Consider the following 17,087-nt stretch of genomic DNA (forward strand, 5'->3'; position numbering starts at 1 on the left):
CGATGACGCGCATCGCCGAGATCTCCGTGCACCGGACGAGCCTCCCGCTCGTGCGGCCGTTCGTGACGGCTCGGCGGCGGGCGACGACGCTCGACACGGTGCTCGTCTCCGTCACCGATTCCGACGGCGTCACGGGGTGGGGTGAGGCGCCGACCAGCTGGCGCGTGACGGGCGAGAGCGCGGCGAGCGTCGACGCCGTCGTGCGCGGCCCGCTCGGCGACGCCGTGCTCGGTCTCGACCCGCTCGACACGGATGCCGCGTCGGAACGCATCATCGACGCCGTCGTCGGCAACGCGGCAGCACGCTCGGCCGTCGAATCGGCCGTCGTCGATCTCGCCGCTCGCCTCTCGGGAGCGACGCTCGCCCGGTTCCTCGGTGCGGCACCCGAAACCACTCGCATCTCGACCGACCTGACACTCGCCGCGGGCCCTGTCGAGTCGCTGCTCGCCGACGCCCGTGCGGGCGCCGCGTTCCCCGCCCTCAAGATCAAGGTCGGCCTCGACGCCGATGCCGATCGCGACGCGGTCATCGCCGTCCGCCGCGAGATCGGGTCCGACGTGCGACTGCGCGTCGACGCCAACCAGGGCTGGACGGCGAGCGACGCGATCCGCGTCATCCGCGCGTGGGAGGAGGCCGGCGTCGACCTCGAGTTCGTCGAGCAGCCGACCCCGGCACGCGATCTCGCCGCCCTCGCCTTCGTCACGTCCGCCGTCTCGACGCCGATCCTCGCCGACGAATCGGTGTGGACGACGAGTGATCTGCACGACATCGTCGAGCGGCGCGCGGCCGACGCCGTGAACATCAAACTGGCCAAGTGCGGCGGGCCCGTGGCCGCACTCGACCTGGCTCGCGCGGCACGCGCCGCGGGCATGGGCATCATCGTCGGCAGCATGCTCGAGTCGACCGTCGGCGTCGGCACCTCGGCCGCGGTCGCAGCCGCACTCGATGCGGACGCCGTGCACGACCTCGACGCGGGAGCGTGGGTCGCCGCCTCCCCCGTCGACGGCGGCATCCGGTACGACGGCGGCTCGATCGTGCTCTCGACGGGCGCCGGGCTCGGCATCCGCGGCCTCGCCGCACCCCTCGCGGACGGGAGCGCCGCATGACGAACCTCGACGCACGCGCGACGGCCGCGGCGACGGCGCTCACGACGATCGACGCGCCGCACCCGCCGCCCGGAGCGGTCGTCGCGCTCTCGATCGGCGAATCCATCGGAGCCGCGGCGGTCGGCAGCGCCGACCTCGCGACGGGCGAGCGGATGACGCGGGCGACCGTTCACGACCTCGCATCGGTCAGCAAGCTCCTGACGACGACCGCCCTCCTCCGCCTCGTCGACGCCGGGGCGATCTCGCTCGACTCCACAGTCGGCGAGCTGCTCGGCGACGGCCCGATCGCCGACCGCACGGTGCGTCAGCTCCTCGAGCACCGCGGCGGACTCGCGCCGTGGTGGCCGCTCTACCTCGATCCGGCCGCGGCCGATGACCCGATCGGTGCCGTGCTCGCGCGCGCATCCGAGGCCGCCGCCGATACGGCTCGCGTGTACTCCGACCTCGGATTCCTCGTGCTCGGCGCCCTTGTCGCCCGGGCCGGCGGAGCCCCCTTCGCCGACGTCGTGCGCCGCGAGGTGCTGGGGCCGCTCGGGCTCACGGGCGTCACACCCGGCCCGACGACGGAGGCCGCCCACGCTGCGGCGAGCGCCGACGGCGACGCGATCGAACGCTCGATGGTCGAGGACGGGGTGCCCTACCCCGTGCCCTTCGGCGTCGAGGGATTCACGTGGCGCACGGAGACGCTGCGCGGCGCCGTGAACGACGGCAACGCGTTCCACGCCGTCGGCGGACCCGCCGGCCACGCGGGCTGGTTCGCGACCGTCGACGACATGCTCACGCTCGGCCGCGCCCTCGCCGCCGATCCCGGCGAGCACGGGCTCTGGAGCCGCGCGACGCGCGACCGGTTCCTCGCCGTCTCGGCCGACCCGGCTCAGGCGCTCGGCTTCCGGTACTACCCCGCGGGCGTCATCCACCCCACGCGCACCCTGTGGGGGCACCCCGGATTCACGGGCACCGCCCTCGCGTTCGCTCCCGCGGACGAAGTGTACGAACCTCTTGCTCTCGCCCTCGCCGCCAATCGACTGCACGGGCGATCGGCGCCGACGCGCGACCGACTCGCACCGACCGAACTCCTTCTCTCTGCCGCGACCCGCGCGGCCGTCGACCCTTCGGAGATGACCCCATGACCAGCACCCCTCTCCTCAGCGTTCGCGAGCTCCGCGTCACGTTCGACACGGGCTCCGGCCCCGTCGAAGCGGTGAAAGGCGTGTCGTTCGACGTCGCGGCGGGCGAGACCGTCGCGATCGTGGGCGAGTCGGGATCGGGCAAGTCGACGATCGCGTCGAGCATCAACCGACTGCTCGCCGCCAACGGGCGCATCTCGGGCGGCGAGATCGAGTTCGACGGCCGCGATCTCGTGCGCGCGACCGAGCGTCAGATGATCGAGCTGCGCGGGTCGGTCATCGGCTTCGTGCCGCAGGACCCGATGTCGAACCTCAACCCCGTGCACCGCGTCGGACGTCAGATCCAGGAGGCGCTCGAGGTGCACGGCCGTGCGCGCGGAGCCGACGCGCACAAGCAGGTCATCGAGCTGCTCGAACTCGTCGGCATCCCCGAGCCCGAGCGTCGCTTCGAGCAGTACCCGCACGAGTTCTCGGGCGGAATGCGCCAGCGCGCCCTCATCGCGATGGGTCTCGCGTGCCGCCCCGCCCTGCTCATCGCCGACGAACCGACGAGTGCCCTCGACGTCACGGTGCAGCGCCGCATCCTCGATCAGCTCGACACGCTCACAGCCGAACTCGGCACGGCCGTCGTGCTCATCACCCACGATCTCGCCCTCGCCGCCGAGCGCGCCGACCGCGTCGTCGTGATGTTCCGCGGCGACATCGTCGAGCAGGGCCCCGCCCAGCAGTTGCTCTCGGCGCCGCAGCACGAGTACACGAAGCAGTTGCTCGCCGCGGCCCCGAGCCTCACGACGGCGACGATCACCGAGCGCATCGAGCCCGGCACCGGCGAGGGGCCGGCGGAACTCGCACGCCTCGAGGGGCTCGGCAAGAAGTACCGCATGCGCGGCGGCGACGATTTCTGGGCCGCGCGCGACGTGTCGTTCTCGATCCCCCGCGGCCGCACCGTCGCCGTCGTCGGCGAGTCGGGCTCGGGCAAGTCGACGACCGCCAAGCTCATGCTCGGCCTCGAGACGCCGTCCGAGGGGCGCGTCGTCATGCAGGGCAAGGACGTCGCGACGCTGAAGGGCCGGGAGCTCCTCGCCTTCCGTCGCACCGTGCAGCCGGTGTTCCAGAACCCGTTCGCCTCGCTCGACCCGCGCTACACCGTCGAGGAGTCGATCGTCGAGCCGCTGCGCGTGCACCGCGTCGGCAGCCGTGACGACCGCCGACGCCGCATGTTCGATCTGCTCGATCGCGTCGCCCTGCCCGCGGAACTCGCCGACCGTCTGCCGCACGAGCTCTCGGGCGGTCAGCGTCAGCGCGTCGCGATCGCCCGTGCCCTCGCGCTCTCGCCCGATCTCGTCGTGCTCGACGAAGCGGTCTCGGCGCTCGACGTGCTCGTGCAGGCGCAGATCCTCGACCTGCTCGCCGAGCTGCAGCGCGAGCTCGGCCTCAGCTACCTCTTCATCAGCCACGACCTCGCGGTCGTCAAGATGATCTCCCACGTCGTGCACGTCATGCGCGCCGGTCGCATCGTCGAGAGCGGCACCCCGGCCGAGATCTTCGATGCTCCCCGCGACGAGTACACGCGCGAGCTGCTCGCCGCGATCCCCGGCGCCGGTCTCGCCGTCTGACCCCGAGAGGACGACATGGAGCTCATCATCCTTCCGAGCCACGACGTCGACGCCGTGGCCGCTCGCCTCGTCGCCGACGACCTGCGCGCCGCCTCCCCCGGCGTGCTCGGCGTCGCGACGGGATCGTCGCCCCTCGGCGTCTACGCGGCGCTCGAGCGGATGATCGCCGCGGGCGACCTCGACCTCTCGCGCACGCGCGCGTTCGCCCTCGACGAGTACGTGGGCATCCCCGCCGATCACCCCGAGAGCTATGCCGCCGTCATCCGCCGCGAGGTCGTCGAGCGGCTCGGCATGAACCCCGCGTTCGTGCGCGTCCCCGACGGCCGGGCCGACGACCTCGAGCTCGCGTGCGCCGAGTACGAGGCCGCGATCCGTCACGCGGGCGGCATCGACGTGCAGATCCTCGGCATCGGCGCGAACGGGCACATCGGCTTCAACGAGCCGTCGTCATCCCTCGCCTCGCGCACCCGGGTCAAGACCCTCACGCGAGCGACCCGCGAGGCGAACGCGCGCTTCTTCGACGACGTCGCCGACGTGCCGACCCACTGCCTCACGCAGGGCATCGGAACGATCCTCGACGCGCAGCACCTCGTGCTCGTCGCGCGCGGCGAGGCGAAGGCCGAGGCGATCCGTCAGGCCGCCGAGGGCCCCGTATCGGCCCGTTGGCCGGCCTCCGCCCTGCAGCTGCACCCGAACGTCACGCTCGTCATCGACGACGACGCCGCATCGCACCTCGAACTCGGCGACTACTACCGCGAGACCTACCGGTTGAAACCCGCCGTCGAGGATCGATGACGACCGGCACCGCGGTGGGCAGCCGGCGCGCCGGGGTGCTCCTGCTCGCGGCGTTCGCGGGGCTCGGAGCGACGGCCGCGAGCATCCCCTCAGCGCTTCCCGCCCTCGCCGCGGCGCTCGACGCCGATCTCGCCATCGCGCCGTCGGGGCTCTTCGCGGGGCTCCTCGTCGGCGTGCTCTCGTCGCGCGTGCTCCTCACCCGGTTCGCGACGGCGCGCGTGCTCGCGCTCGGCAGCGCCGCCCAGGCCGTCGGCGTCGTGGGCGTGCTGCTCGCGGGAAGCGCCGGCCTCGTCATCCTCTTCGCCGTCGTCGCGGGCGTCGGCTTCGGACTCTCGGAGGCTGCGGGCAGTCTCGCCGCGAAGCAGCAGGCGACGGGGTCGGCGACGACTCCGCTCGCCGCGCTCACCGCTGCGGTCGCCATCGTCGCCGCGACCCTGCCGTTCGCCGTCGCGGCCTCGCCCGCCGTCGCCCTCGGCGTCGTCGGTGCGGCGCACGCGATCACCGCGGTGCTGCTCGCGATCGGTCTGCCCCGGGTCGCACCCGTGACGGATGACGGTCGCCGCGTGTCCGGCCCGGCCCCGCGTCACCGCTCGACGATCGTGATCGTCGGCGTCGCCCTCGTCGTCACGGTGGGCGTCGAGACGATCTTCTCCGGCTGGTCGGCCGTGATCCCCGCCGAGGCCCTCGAGCTCGACGCGAGCACGGCGGCCCTCGGCACGACCGTGTTCTGGTCTCTCATGACGGTCGGCCGGTTGCTCGGCTGGCTCGCTCTCGCGCGCGGAGTCACCGCGACGGTGCTCGGTGCGGTTCTCGCTGCTCTCGCCGCCCTGGCCCTCGTCGCCGCCGCGCTGCTCCGCACCGATGCCCCGCTCGCGGCCCTCGCCGGCGCGATGGTCGCCGTCGTCGCGATCGCTCCCCTGTACTCGCTGCTCATCGGGTCGGCCCTCGACCGCGCCGACCCGGCCGACGCGTCGCGCCTCATCGGGGTGCTCGTCGCGGCCGGTGCCGTCGGCGGGGCCGTCATCCCCCTCGGTGCGCTGTTCGTGAGCGGGGCACCGAGCGCTCCCCTCGTCTTCGCCCTCGCGGGTGTCGGCTGCGCCGTGCTCGGAGCGCTCTTCGCCGTCATCCGCCGCTCGCCCGCGTCGACCGGCTCGCCCGCGTCGACCGGCTCACCCGACAGCCCCCGAGGAGACCATGCCTGAGGCCGCCACCCTGCCCGTGCTCGACGCCGCGATCCTCGGCGAGGCCACGCGCGTCTCGACACGCGCCCTCGACCGGTTCGCGCTCTCGCACGATGCGTCGCACTACCGGCTCGTGCCGCGCGCCGTCGTCACCCCGCAGGACGCGGCGGGCGTCGCACGCGTCTTCGCCGCCGCCCAGCAGGCGGGGCTGCCGATCACGTTCCGGTCGGGCGGCACGAGCCTCTCGGGCCAGGGCGTCACCGACGGCGTGCTCGTCGACACCCGCTCCGCGTTCCGCCGCATCGACATCGGCCCCGAGGGGCGCACGGTGCGCGTGCAGCCGGGCGCGACGGTGCGCCAGGTCAACGCGCGACTCGGTCGGCACGGACGGAAGCTCGGGCCCGACCCGGCGAGCGAGATCGCGTGCACGATCGGCGGCGTCGTCGCGAACAACTCGAGCGGCATGGCGTGCGGCATCGAGCAGAACACGTACCGCACGATCCGCTCGATGGTGCTCGTGCTGCCGAGCGGAACCGTGATCGACACCGCTCAGCCCGATGCTCGCGAGCGATTTGCCGCGGCAGAGCCCGACCTGCACGACGGGCTCCTCGCCCTCCGCGAGCGCCTCCTCGCCGACCCGACGCAGGTCGACGTCGTGCGGCGCCAGTTCTCGATGAAGAACACGATGGGCTACGGCATCAACGCCCTGCTCGACTTCAGCGAGCCCCTCGACATCCTGACCCACCTCGTCGTCGGCAGCGAGGGCACGCTCGCGTTCGTCGCCGAGGCGACGTTCGACACGGTCGAGGTGCTGCCCGCGGTCGCGACGGGACTCCTCGTCTTCCCGACGCTCTCCGACGCGACGGGCGCGCTGCCGGCCCTCGTCGACGCCGGCCTCGCGACGATCGAGCTCATGGATGCCGCGTCGCTGCGAGTCGCCCAAGCGGCCGCCGATGCGCCGACCGAGATCCGCGACATCACGATCGCCGACCACGCCGCGCTCCTCGTCGAGTTCCACGCGGCGAGCGCCGACGCCCTCGCCGAGCGCATCGCGGCGACGCACGATCTGTTCGCGGCGCTCCCGCTCGCGAGTGCGCCCGAACTGACATCCGATGCCGATCGCCGCGCCGCGCTCTGGCACGTGCGGAAGGGGCTCTACACCGCCGTCGCGGGAGCCCGCCCGTCAGGCACGACCGCCCTGCTCGAAGACATCGTCGTGCCCGTCGACCGGCTGCTGCCCGCGTGCGAGCGCCTCATCGAGCTGTTCGCCGAGCACGGCTACGAGGGCTCCGTCATCTTCGGGCACGCCAAGGACGGCAACGTGCACTTCCTGCTCAACGAGCGCTTCGAGGACCCGGCGCTCCTCGCGCGCTACGAGCGCTTCACCGCCGACCTCGTCGACCTCGTGCTGGGGCTCGGCGGGTCGCTCAAAGCCGAGCACGGCACGGGTCGCATCATGGCCTCGTTCGTGCGTCGGCAGTACGGCGACGAACTGTACGACATCATGCGGGCCGTCAAGCGGCTGTGCGATCCGACCGGCATCCTGAACCCCGGCGTCGTGCTCACCGACGACGATCGCGCCTACCTCAGCGACCTCAAGCTCGTGCCCACCGTCGAGGCCGAGGTCGACCGCTGCGTCGAGTGCGGCTACTGCGAGCCAACGTGCCCGAGCAAGGACCTCACGCTGACGCCGCGACAGCGCATCGGCCTGCGTCGTGACATGGCGATGGCGGATGCCGCGGGCGAACGTGCCCTCGCCGCCGAACTGCGCGACGACTACGACTACGACGGCGTGCAGACGTGCGCCGTCGACGGCATGTGCGCGATCGCGTGCCCCGTCGACATCAACACGGGCGACCTCGTGCGGCGGCTGCGCGCCGAGAACCGCAACCCCGTGCTGAACGCGGGCTGGGGCGCGGCCGCGAAGGCGTGGTCTCCCGTGACGCGCGTCGGTGCGGTCGCCCTCGACATCGCGAAGGCCGTTCCCACTCCCCTCGTGCGCGCCGCGACCACCGTGGGTCGCGCCGTGCTCGGCGCCGACGTCGTGCCGGCCTACACCGACGTGCTGCCGGGCGGCGGCCATGCCCGTCCGAAGCCGGGCGGCGACCCGGCGACGGCCGATGCGGTCTTCTTCGCGGCGTGCATCGGCACGATGTTCGGCCCCGAGGAGGGCGGAATCGGGGCGACCGCCGCGTTCCTCCGCCTCGCCGAGCGCGCGGGCGTCTCGCTCGTCGTGCCCGAGGGTCACGGCTCGCTCTGCTGCGGAACCCCGTGGAAGTCGAAGGGCTTCCTCGACGGCTACCGGTCGATGACCGATCGCGTGCTTCCGGCCCTGCTCGCCGCGAGCGACGGCGGGCGACTGCCGATCGTCTGCGACGCCGCCTCGTGCACCGAAGGCCTCGAGACGATGCAGTCGATCGCCGCATCGGCCGCGGGCCTCGCCCCCGAGCTGCGCTTCGTCGACGCGACCGAGTTCGTGCGCGACCGCATGCTCGATCGTCTCGAGGTCACGTCGCGGGCGTCATCCGCCGTCGTCCACCGCACGTGCTCGACGACCGCGCTCGGCGTCAACGGGGCGATCGACGACATCGCCGCCGCGGTCGCCGAGTCGGTGCACATCCCCGATGAGTGGGGCTGCTGCGCCTACGCGGGCGATCGTGGCCTGCTGCACCCCGAGCTCACGGCGTCGGCGACGGCGCGCGAGGCCACCGAGGTCGTGTCGGAGCAGTACGACCTGCACCTCTCGGCGAACCGCACGTGCGAACTCGGCATGACCGAGGCGACGGGCCGCCCCTACCGACATGTGCTCGAGGCGCTCGAAGAGGCGACGCGGGCGCGCGTGTAGGAGCGTCAGACCGCGGGGATCACGAACGTGCTGAACGAATCCGCCGGCAGCACAGCCTCGAAGAACCGGTCGCCGAGCAGGTATGAGACGGACTGCTCGTGGCCGAGGTCGTTGTGCGCGACGAGCACGATCGAGCCGTCGGGGTTCACGAACGCGAGCTGGTTCTCGAAGCCCGTGTAGCTCACGGTCGGCAGCACCCGCGCGCCCACCGCGACCGCGCCCGAGACGTGACGCAGCAGGTGGTACTCGTGCGTGTAGCGCACGGTGCGCGTCTCGGGGTCGACGACGACGAGCGAGTTCTGCGCCCAGCCCCATCGGCTCACGCCGCCCTCGAGCAGCGCCATGTTCCAGTACATGTACGCCGAGGCGCCGTTCGAGAAGAACTGCTTCATGATCGTCCACGCGTAACGCGCGTACCGCCAGTCGTTCAGACCGTCGCCGCACTCCTGCTCGGTCTGGTAGATCCGCAGGGCCGGGTTGTCGTGGTGGATGACGGCGAGCGCGCCCTTACCCGCCCACTGCGCGCCGACGCCCGAGAGGGCCGGTCCGGCGACGGGGTCGTTCACGACGAACTGCACGAGGTCGGGGTTCGGGCGTTCGAGCGTGCCGAGGAAGACGTCGACGTCGCGGCGCCCCATCTCCGGCGCGAGGTGACCGATGAACCGTGCGAGCCCCTCGGGGGTCCACGTGCAGCTCGGGAAGACCTGCGCCGAGTTGAACTCGTTCTGCGGCATGACCATGCCGATCTCGATGCCCTCGGCGGCGTAGGCGTCGATGAAGCGGCCGAAATACGCGGCGTAGGCCGCGAGGTGGTCGTCGTCGAGACGGAACATGTCGGTGCCCTCGTGGCCGACCTGATCGTCGCGCAGCCCGTTCTTGACCGACTGGTCGAGGCGCGGCTGCGCCCCGGCGTAGTGGCCGTTCGTCTTCATCCACGACGGCGGGCTCCACGGCGAGGCCCACAGGCGGAGCTCCGGCTGGTACCGCTTCGCGGCACGGATGAACGGGATGAGCGTCGCGCGGTCGTTGTCGATCGAGAAGTGCTCGAGCGCGAGGTCGCCGTCGACCTCGTCGTACGAGTACCAGTCGCGCGAGAAGTCGTTGGCGCCGAGCGGCATGCGGCAGAGGGTGAGGTCGAGGCCGGCATCCGGTTCGAAGAAGCTCCGCAGCACGCCCTCGCGAGCGTCGTCGTCGAGCAGTTCGAGCGCCGTCCAGCCGAGCTCGTTGAACGAGGCGCCGAAGCCCTCGATGCTCTGGCGCGGGTCGTCGACGCCGACGAAGACGTCGGGCATGCCCGTGATCGGGCTCGTCGTGGCGGGCTCGTGCTGCTGCCAGGCCGCGTCGGTCGTCGTGACGATCCACGAGATGGGTGCGGTGCTCATCGTTCTCCTCATCGAGTGCGGTGCGCCCGCGTCATCCGCGGCGACCATATTGTTGCTACTCGCAACATACTACGAATCGGCCCGAACTTACTACTGATAAGAACGCAGGCTCACCCTCACTCGCGTGCCCACTCGCTCCTCGCTCTCGATGGCGATCCTGCCCCCGTGCGCCGAGACGACGTCCTTGGCGAGCGCGAGCCCCAGACCGAAGCCCTGGATCGCATGCGACCGGGCGTACTCCGTGCGATAGAAGCGATCGAAGACCTGCGTCATCTCGCCGCGGGAGATGCCCGGGCCCTCGTCGGCGATCGTGATCGAGACCTCCGCCCCCGACACCGAGAGCGAGACGCGGATCATCGAACCGCGGGGGCTGAACTTGATCGCGTTGTCGATGACCTCATCGATGGCTCGCACGAGCTTGGGGGCGTCGGCGAGCACGAGCACACCCGACTCGCCCTCGTGGTCGACCTCGAGGATCTGCTCGCGTTCATCAGCGGCCCGGGTCGACCGCTCGACGGCCTCATCGAGCACGCTGTCGATACTCGTGGGTGAGAGGTCGAGAGGAGCTGTCGAGGTCGTCGCGGCTCGAAGTTCGTCGACGCGCTCCACGAGACGATCGGTCGCGCGGCTCACCACGCCGAGATGGGCTGCACTCACCGCATCGGCGGGGTCGATCGAGTCCTCGAGCAGTTCGAGGTACCCCGCCATGCCGGTGAGGGGTGTCCGCAGCTCGTGGGAGACGGTCGAGAGGAACTCCTCGCGAATCGCGATGGCATCGGCCAGCTCGGTGATGTCGTAGGCCACGATGACCGTGCCGAGCAGTTCGCCGTCGTCGCGGTGCACTCGGCGCGACGACGCCATGATCGCGATCTGGCGATCGACCGGACCGAGCCATTCGACGTGATCGCGGATCTCCTCGCCGCGGAGCGAACGGGGGATGATCTGCTCATCATGCGGAATGGGCGTCTCGCGATCGGCCATCAGTACGTCGTCACCCGCGTACGGAGGCCGGTCGAGCTCGAAGCCCACGAGACCGACCAGGTCGTGCGCCAGCTTGTTCGCGACCACGGGTCGATTGTCTGCGCCGTAGAAGGCGACTCCTGCGTTGACGGTCTCGAAGATCGCGCGCTGAAGTAGAGCATCGTCCTGGGACTGTCGCAGTGCTCGCGATCGGTCGTCGAGCGAATCCATCAGACGCTGACGATTGCGGCGCAGCTGAGCGGCGGCGATGTTCACGACGATCGCAACGCCGACGATGATGACGGGCAAGGTGATGACGTTCGCCCAGTCGAGAAGCGACGACGGCCAGCTGCCCCGGCTCACGAAGGCGAGCGACGTGATGAAGAGCGCACCGGCGATGGCCACGGCGATCGCCCAGCGCCGGAACCCGTACGCGAGCCACAGGATGGGGAAGATGGCGAGCATGCTCGCCGACGGCAGCACAGCGAGGAGTTCCGTGCGCATGAGCGCGACGCCGACGATGTCGGCCACCGCGACGAGGATGAGCCAGTCGGGCGCGAACCGTTCCCACGGCACGAACCACGCGGCAGCGGTGGCGACCGTGATCACGGCGAAGCCGAGGAGCACGAACGGGTCGACGAACGAATCGGGCGCGGCGAGAGCGACCACGAGGGCGACGAAGACGTTGCCGATGAAGAAGGGCAGCTGCGCCCGCGCGAACACACGCCTCCGGCCGCGCGCCGACGACTCCAATTCGAAAAGCGGCATACGCACTCCCTTTCGGAGTCTCTCGTCGTTCGCAGCTCCGCTAACGATCGCGTTCAGATTACGCGAGCGCTGGGCGATCAGCTGCTCCTTGACGCGCGGCGCGCGTGCCGGCATGCGATCGTCTCGTGAGGTTGCCGAGATGTTGCGCGACATTGCCTGTGTGCGCTCCCTTCTCGTGGTGGCTCAGATGATCGTGCTCGCCCTCGTATCGGGCACCGTGCAGTTGCTCGCTTTCGGCGGCGACCCGATCGTCGTGTTCGGTACGTGGTGGGCGTTCTGGGGAGTGGGCACGCGCCTCTTCGTCGCCGGCATCAGCCAACTCGAGGGCCGACTACCCGAGAATGCGTCGCACCGCCTCGCCCACGAGCGCGTCGTCGGGCTCCTCGCTGTCGAGCGCTCGATGGATGATGAGCCCCTCGATGAGCGCGTCGAGCATCCTCGCCGTCGCGGGATCGAACCAGGCCTCGAGCGTCGTCCGGCTGCGCCGCATCCACGCATGCGTGATGTCGCGATACGCGGGCTCGCGCGCAGCGAGGGTGTAGAGCTCGTGCGTCAGCACGAGCTCGCGCGGGTTGGCGAAGATGTCTCGTGTGATCAGCTCGACCACGGCGTCACGCGCCTCATCGGCCGTCGTCGCCGCTTCGATGCGCCGGTCGGTGCGGTCTGCGATCGAGTCGGCGAATCGACTGAATGCCTCGTGCAGCAGCTCACTCATACCCTCGAAGTGATAGGTCATCGACCCCAGGGGTACGTCGGCGGACGCAGCGATACGGCGGTGCGACGCGCCGTCGACGCCCACCTCGGCGATGACGTCGAGGCACGCGTCGACGATCCGGTCTCGGCGATGCGGGTCGGCTCGGCGCGCCGATGTGGACCCCTCGGCGGTCATCGGATGTGCCGGACGACTCGCGCGGGATTGCCCACGGCGACGACGCCGGCAGGGATGTCGCGGGTGACGATCGAGCCCGCACCGATCACGCTGTCGTCGCCGATGCTCACGCCCGGGCACACGATGACACCGCCGCCGAGCCAGACGTTGTTTCCGATCGAGATCGGCTGGGCCGCTTCGAGCTTGTCGCGGCGCGGCCCTGGCTCGACGGGATGCGTAGGAGTGAGGAGCTGCACGTTCGGACCGATCTGGCAGTCCTCGCCGATGTCGATGCGTGCGACGTCGAGCGCCGTCAGGTTGTAGTTCACGAACGTGCGCGCGCCGATGTGGATGTTCTCGCCGTAGTCGACGAACAGCGGCGGCTTGACGAATGCATCGGCGCTGAGAGAGCCGAGCAGCTCATCGAGAAGCGTGCGCGCCGTGTCATCCCCCTCGATCACCGCGCGATTGTAAGCGTCGGTGAGCCGCAGGGCGCGCTGGGCGACGCGCGCACTCTCAGGATCGTCGGCGATGTAGAGCTCGCCCGCGAGCATGCGCTCGCGATTCGTTCGAGGGTCGTCGGCGAAGTAGTCCGTTACCATGTGTACGATCGTACACTGGATATGTACAACCGTACACATCAGGACCCGACGCGAGGAGCTCAGGCATGGACAATCACGAACGGATGCTCGCGGGCAAGGTCTACGACCCGTCCGACGCCGGGATCATGGCCGAACAGGCCGAAGCCCTCGAGCTGCTCTACGACTTCAACGCGAGCCGTCCGTCGCAGCAGGCCGAGCGCGCCGAACTCCTCCGCCAGATGTTCGCGGAGATCGGCGACGGCTGCTACGTCGAGCCCCCGCTGCACGCGAACTGGGGCGGGCGCCACGTCTACGTCGGCAGCAACGTGTACGCCAACTCGAACCTCACCCTCGTCGACGACGGCGACATCCACATCGGCGACAACGTCATGTTCGGGCCGAACGTCGTCATCACGACGGCCGGTCACCCGATCCTGCCCGAGCTGCGCGCCCGCGGCCTCCAGTTCAACCTGCCCGTGCACATCGGACGCAACGTCTGGGTCGGCAGCGGCGTGCAGATCATGCCGGGCGTGACCATCGGCGACGACTCGGTCATCGGCGCCGGGAGCGTCGTCACGCGAGACATCCCCGCGGGCGTCGTCGCCGTGGGCATCCCCTGCCGCGTCGTACGCGAGATCGGTGAGCACGACCGCGAGTTCTACTGGCGCGACCGGCGCCTCGACGTCTGAGGCGCGCGGGTCACACCGTCACGGGCACCGGCATCTCGCGCACCACGCGAGGTCGGCGCCCGCCGAGCACCGCGACGAGGATCGCGAGCACGGGAACCGTGAAGGCGAGCATCGGCGCGACGAGCATGCCGAAGAACGTGGCGTAGAGGAGTCCCGAGAGCCCGCCGAGAAGGACGGCGGCCGTGTGCACGCGCAGGATCATCCACCATGCGATGGCCGCCCCGCCGAACGCCGACGAGATCACCAGGGCGAGCATCATGTCCGCCCACACCGGCGACCGCGTGTAGGCGACGATCATGAATGCGAGCGAGGCCGTCGCCATCGCGACCGGGCCCCAGACGTGGATCGCACGCACACGGCCGCGGGCGACCATGAGCAACCCGATGGCCGCGAGCAGGGGCACACCCGACACGAACAGCAGGATCATTCCCTGCGCCATGGCGACGGTGCCGTCGGACGCCCACGGAGACCAGGTGGAACCCGAGAACGCGTAAACGATGCCGCTCAGACCGATCAGGGCGGAGACGATCGCCAGCGAGCGGATGACGGTGCGCGGCGCCGCCGTCGGGCCGGGCGCCACGGGGATGCGCGAAGCGACGGGAGCGCCCGGTTCCCGCCGCGGCACACTCGCGGCGACGAGCACCCCCAGGGCGGCGAGCGCCGCCGCATAGGGCGTGAGCAGGCTGATGCCGATGAGCGGAGCGGCACACGCGCCCGACACGATCGCGATGAGCAGACGCACCGGCCGAGCGAGTGCCGATCGACGCAGCAGCGCGTCGACGACCACGGCAACCGCGGCGCCTCCGAGCACGAGACCGGTCGCGGCGAGCGGCATCCATGCGGCGGCGAAGGCGGTCGGTTGCACTCCCGCATCGGCCGCATCGAAGCCCTGCGACCACGAGAGTGTGGAGAGCGCCCCGACGATGAGCGCGAGCGCCGAGATCGCGATGGCGAGAAGGGCACCCGCGTCGGAGAACGTGCCTCGCTCACGCAGCAGGGCGATGACTCCGACTGCGACGAGCACGGGAATCACGGCCGTCGTCAGAGCGGGAAGCACGCCGTCGAGGCCCGCCGGCGCCGGCACGAAGAACACGAAGAGCACACCCGCGACGACCGAGAGCACGAGAGCCGCGATCGATGCCCCGAGTGCGAGCCGACGGTCGATGCGTGCAGCCGTTCCGTGAAGAGCGGCGTTCCCATGGTCGCTCGCGCTCGGCGCCGTGCGCCCCTCGGCCTCGGCCGCGTCGAGCATCGTCGCGACGAGCACTTCACCGTTCTGCTCGCGCCAGGCGCGCGGGTACCACCGCAGCACGGCGCGGAACCGCGCCTCGACGTCACGCGTCATGCCCACACCGCCGCACGCGAGGCGAAGACGTGACCCGCAGCCGAGAGGCGTGCCCGCGCGACCGTGGTCTGCTCTTCGAGCGCGGCGATCTCGGCGGCGAGAGCTGCCGAACCGTCATCCGTCAACCGGAAGTACCGGCGCGCCCGCCCGTTGACGATCTCGTCGCCATCCGCCTCGATGAGCCCCTCGCGCTCGAGCCGCTCGAGCGCCGCGTAGAGCGTCGTGACCTTGAGCGTCACGCGCCCGTCGGACGACTGCGCCGTCTCTTGCAGGATCTCGTAGCCGTGCCGGCGCTGCCCCGCGAGCGCGGTCAGGATCCAGAACGACGGGGGCGTGAGCGTGGAGGCCATTTCTCCAGTTATATTCCCGTGATGGGAATATGTCAACGCGCGAAGCGCTCCCCTGCGTCCGCGGCGCCCCTCGATGTGTTGCTGGCGACGTACACCCTCGTCACTGACTCGTCAGCGACCGAAGAACAGCTCGAACGGTTCCGTACAGCCGGAATCGACGTCGTCATCGCGCCATTCCGCGCGGGCTGACCACGCGCGAGAATCACCCTCGCCGTCATCCGCAGTTCACCCCTCGCCGCCTTTCGAACGCCCTGCGCCGCGCTTCATAATGTGATTCATATCGTCCCCGTGACACCAAGCGCGCCCTGCGATCTGTATCGACTGCACCCTCGGTGACGTCGTCACGACAACCAAGAAAGGATGCGTGACGTCTATGTGCACACGCGTTGTATGGCCTGACGCCAACGGATCGGTCATCGTCGGCCGCAATATGGACTTCCACATGGATCTCCTGACGAACCTGTGGAAGTACCCGCGGGGCATGAAGCGCTCGGACGGCGTCGACGGCAACCTCACCTGGACGTCGACCTACGGCAGCATCGTCGCGACGGCATTCGATCTGATCGCCACCGACGGCATCAACGAGGCAGGCTTCGCCGGCCACATCCTCTGGCTCGCCGAGTCCGACTACGGCAAGCCGGCGCCCTCCGACACGCAGCTCAGCCAAGCCGTCTGGCTGCAGTACTACCTCGACAACTTCAGCACGGTCGACGAGGCCGTCGCATGGACGAACGAAACCCAGGTCGAGATCGCTCAGCTCTTCGACCCGACGGGGCACCTGGTGCCGACACTGCATCTGGCCATCAACGATGCCTCGGGCGACTCGGCGATCATCGAGTACACCGAGGGCAAGCCGAAGGTCTATCACGGCCGCGACTACAAGGTCATGACGAACTCCCCGACGTTCGACAAGCAGCTCGAACTCGTCAAGACGGTCGAGGGTCTCGGCGGCGACAAGCCGCTGCCCGGCTCGACCCTGGCCAGCGACCGCTTCGCGCGCGCGTCGTTCTACGTCGAGCACCAGGTGCAGCCGAAGACCCAGGTCGACGCGATCGCGGCGATGTTCAGCATCATCCGCAACGCGGCGCAGCCGTTCCGTACGCCCGAGCCCGGTAAGCCCGACGCCTCGCAGACGATCTGGCAGGTCGTGCTCGACCTCACCAACAAGCGCTATGTCTTCGAGTCGACCACGCGCCCCGGAATCGTCTGGGTCGACCTCGACGAGATGAGCTTCAACCACGATTCGAAGGTGCTGAAGCTCGACCTCGTCAGCCGTCTCGCTCTCGAGGGCGGACTGGCCGGCAACGTCAGCCACAAGTTCGCCGATGCCGGGGAGACCATCGACGACCTGCTCGCGACCGGCGTCGAGGCGCTCGAGTTCGTCGCGAAGAAGAAGGACGAGTTCCAGGCCATCGCGACGGCCGTGCAGTCGCTCGTGGGCTCGAAGAAGAAGTAGCAGTCGCGGCAGCGCTGA

Annotated in this window: 14 protein-coding genes; 8 read left to right on the forward strand and 6 right to left on the reverse strand. The window is 70.3% G+C overall.

Going from position 1 to position 17,087, the window contains the following annotated elements; translation table 11 throughout:
• Window positions 1-2: 2 nt before the first annotated feature.
• From BJ972_RS09960 to BJ972_RS09985, 6 genes are read left to right on the forward strand one after another with little or no spacing between them, the layout of a single operon-like run.
• Window positions 3-1,106, forward strand: coding sequence for a mandelate racemase/muconate lactonizing enzyme family protein (locus BJ972_RS09960; protein ID WP_129172588.1), 1,104 nt, complete (start codon window positions 3-5; stop codon window positions 1,104-1,106).
• The gene (locus tag BJ972_RS09965; protein WP_129172587.1) at window positions 1,103-2,236 is read left to right on the forward strand and encodes a serine hydrolase domain-containing protein; all 1,134 of its coding nucleotides are present in this window, start codon (window positions 1,103-1,105) and stop codon (window positions 2,234-2,236) included. Before BJ972_RS09960 ends, BJ972_RS09965 begins: the two co-directional genes overlap by 4 nt.
• The gene (locus BJ972_RS09970; RefSeq protein WP_129172586.1) at window positions 2,233-3,849 is read left to right on the forward strand and encodes an ABC transporter ATP-binding protein; all 1,617 of its coding nucleotides are present in this window, start codon (window positions 2,233-2,235) and stop codon (window positions 3,847-3,849) included. Before BJ972_RS09965 ends, BJ972_RS09970 begins: the two co-directional genes overlap by 4 nt.
• A 15-nt stretch (window positions 3,850-3,864) precedes the next feature.
• Complete coding sequence (nagB, locus tag BJ972_RS09975) at window positions 3,865-4,644, forward strand: glucosamine-6-phosphate deaminase (RefSeq protein WP_129172585.1); 780 nt, start codon at window positions 3,865-3,867, stop codon at window positions 4,642-4,644.
• A complete protein-coding gene (locus BJ972_RS09980) occupies window positions 4,641-5,846 on the forward strand; it encodes a hypothetical protein (protein WP_129172584.1) in 1,206 nt (401 codons plus the stop codon). The genes nagB and BJ972_RS09980 overlap by 4 nt, the downstream gene beginning before the upstream one ends.
• Window positions 5,839-8,670: an FAD-binding and (Fe-S)-binding domain-containing protein gene (locus BJ972_RS09985; RefSeq protein ID WP_129172583.1), complete on the forward strand. Its 2,832-nt coding sequence runs from the start codon at window positions 5,839-5,841 to the stop codon at window positions 8,668-8,670. The genes BJ972_RS09980 and BJ972_RS09985 overlap by 8 nt, the downstream gene beginning before the upstream one ends.
• Window positions 8,671-8,675: 5 nt before the next feature.
• Here the strand turns inward: BJ972_RS09985 and BJ972_RS09990 are convergent, their stop codons facing one another.
• From BJ972_RS09990 to BJ972_RS10005, 4 genes are all read right to left on the reverse strand, one after another.
• The gene (locus BJ972_RS09990) at window positions 8,676-10,052 is read right to left on the reverse strand and encodes a glycoside hydrolase family 30 protein (RefSeq protein WP_129172582.1); all 1,377 of its coding nucleotides are present in this window, start codon (window positions 10,050-10,052) and stop codon (window positions 8,676-8,678) included.
• A 90-nt stretch (window positions 10,053-10,142) separates the two neighbouring features.
• Window positions 10,143-11,780 carry a sensor histidine kinase gene (locus tag BJ972_RS09995; RefSeq protein ID WP_129172581.1) on the reverse strand — a complete coding sequence of 546 codons (1,638 nt, stop codon included), beginning with the start codon at window positions 11,778-11,780 and terminating at the stop codon, window positions 10,143-10,145.
• Between the two features lie 331 nt (window positions 11,781-12,111).
• Window positions 12,112-12,669, reverse strand: coding sequence for a TetR/AcrR family transcriptional regulator (locus tag BJ972_RS10000; RefSeq protein ID WP_129172580.1), 558 nt, complete (start codon window positions 12,667-12,669; stop codon window positions 12,112-12,114).
• Window positions 12,666-13,250 (reverse strand): sugar O-acetyltransferase, encoded by a 585-nt coding sequence (locus BJ972_RS10005; protein ID WP_129172579.1) that lies wholly within the window; start codon window positions 13,248-13,250, stop codon window positions 12,666-12,668. Before BJ972_RS10005 ends, BJ972_RS10000 begins: the two co-directional genes overlap by 4 nt.
• A 65-nt stretch (window positions 13,251-13,315) precedes the next feature.
• Between BJ972_RS10005 and BJ972_RS10010 the strand changes: the two genes are divergently transcribed.
• Entirely contained in the window at window positions 13,316-13,918 is a 603-nt protein-coding gene (locus BJ972_RS10010; RefSeq protein ID WP_206736467.1) for a sugar O-acetyltransferase, read from the forward strand.
• 10 nt (window positions 13,919-13,928) lie between these two features.
• Here BJ972_RS10010 and BJ972_RS10015 read toward each other — a convergent pair whose 3' ends face one another.
• A complete protein-coding gene (locus tag BJ972_RS10015) occupies window positions 13,929-15,263 on the reverse strand; it encodes a hypothetical protein (RefSeq protein WP_129172578.1) in 1,335 nt (444 codons plus the stop codon).
• Window positions 15,260-15,613 (reverse strand): PadR family transcriptional regulator, encoded by a 354-nt coding sequence (locus BJ972_RS10020; RefSeq protein ID WP_129172577.1) that lies wholly within the window; start codon window positions 15,611-15,613, stop codon window positions 15,260-15,262. The genes BJ972_RS10015 and BJ972_RS10020 overlap by 4 nt, the downstream gene beginning before the upstream one ends.
• A gap of 373 nt (window positions 15,614-15,986) precedes the next feature.
• Between BJ972_RS10020 and BJ972_RS10025 the strand changes: the two genes are divergently transcribed.
• Window positions 15,987-17,069: a linear amide C-N hydrolase gene (locus tag BJ972_RS10025; protein ID WP_129172576.1), complete on the forward strand. Its 1,083-nt coding sequence runs from the start codon at window positions 15,987-15,989 to the stop codon at window positions 17,067-17,069.
• The last annotated feature ends 18 nt before the right edge of the window (window positions 17,070-17,087 follow it).

It is taken from the genome of Agromyces atrinae (assembly GCF_013407835.1).
Lineage (GTDB): Bacteria > Actinomycetota > Actinomycetes > Actinomycetales > Microbacteriaceae > Agromyces > Agromyces atrinae.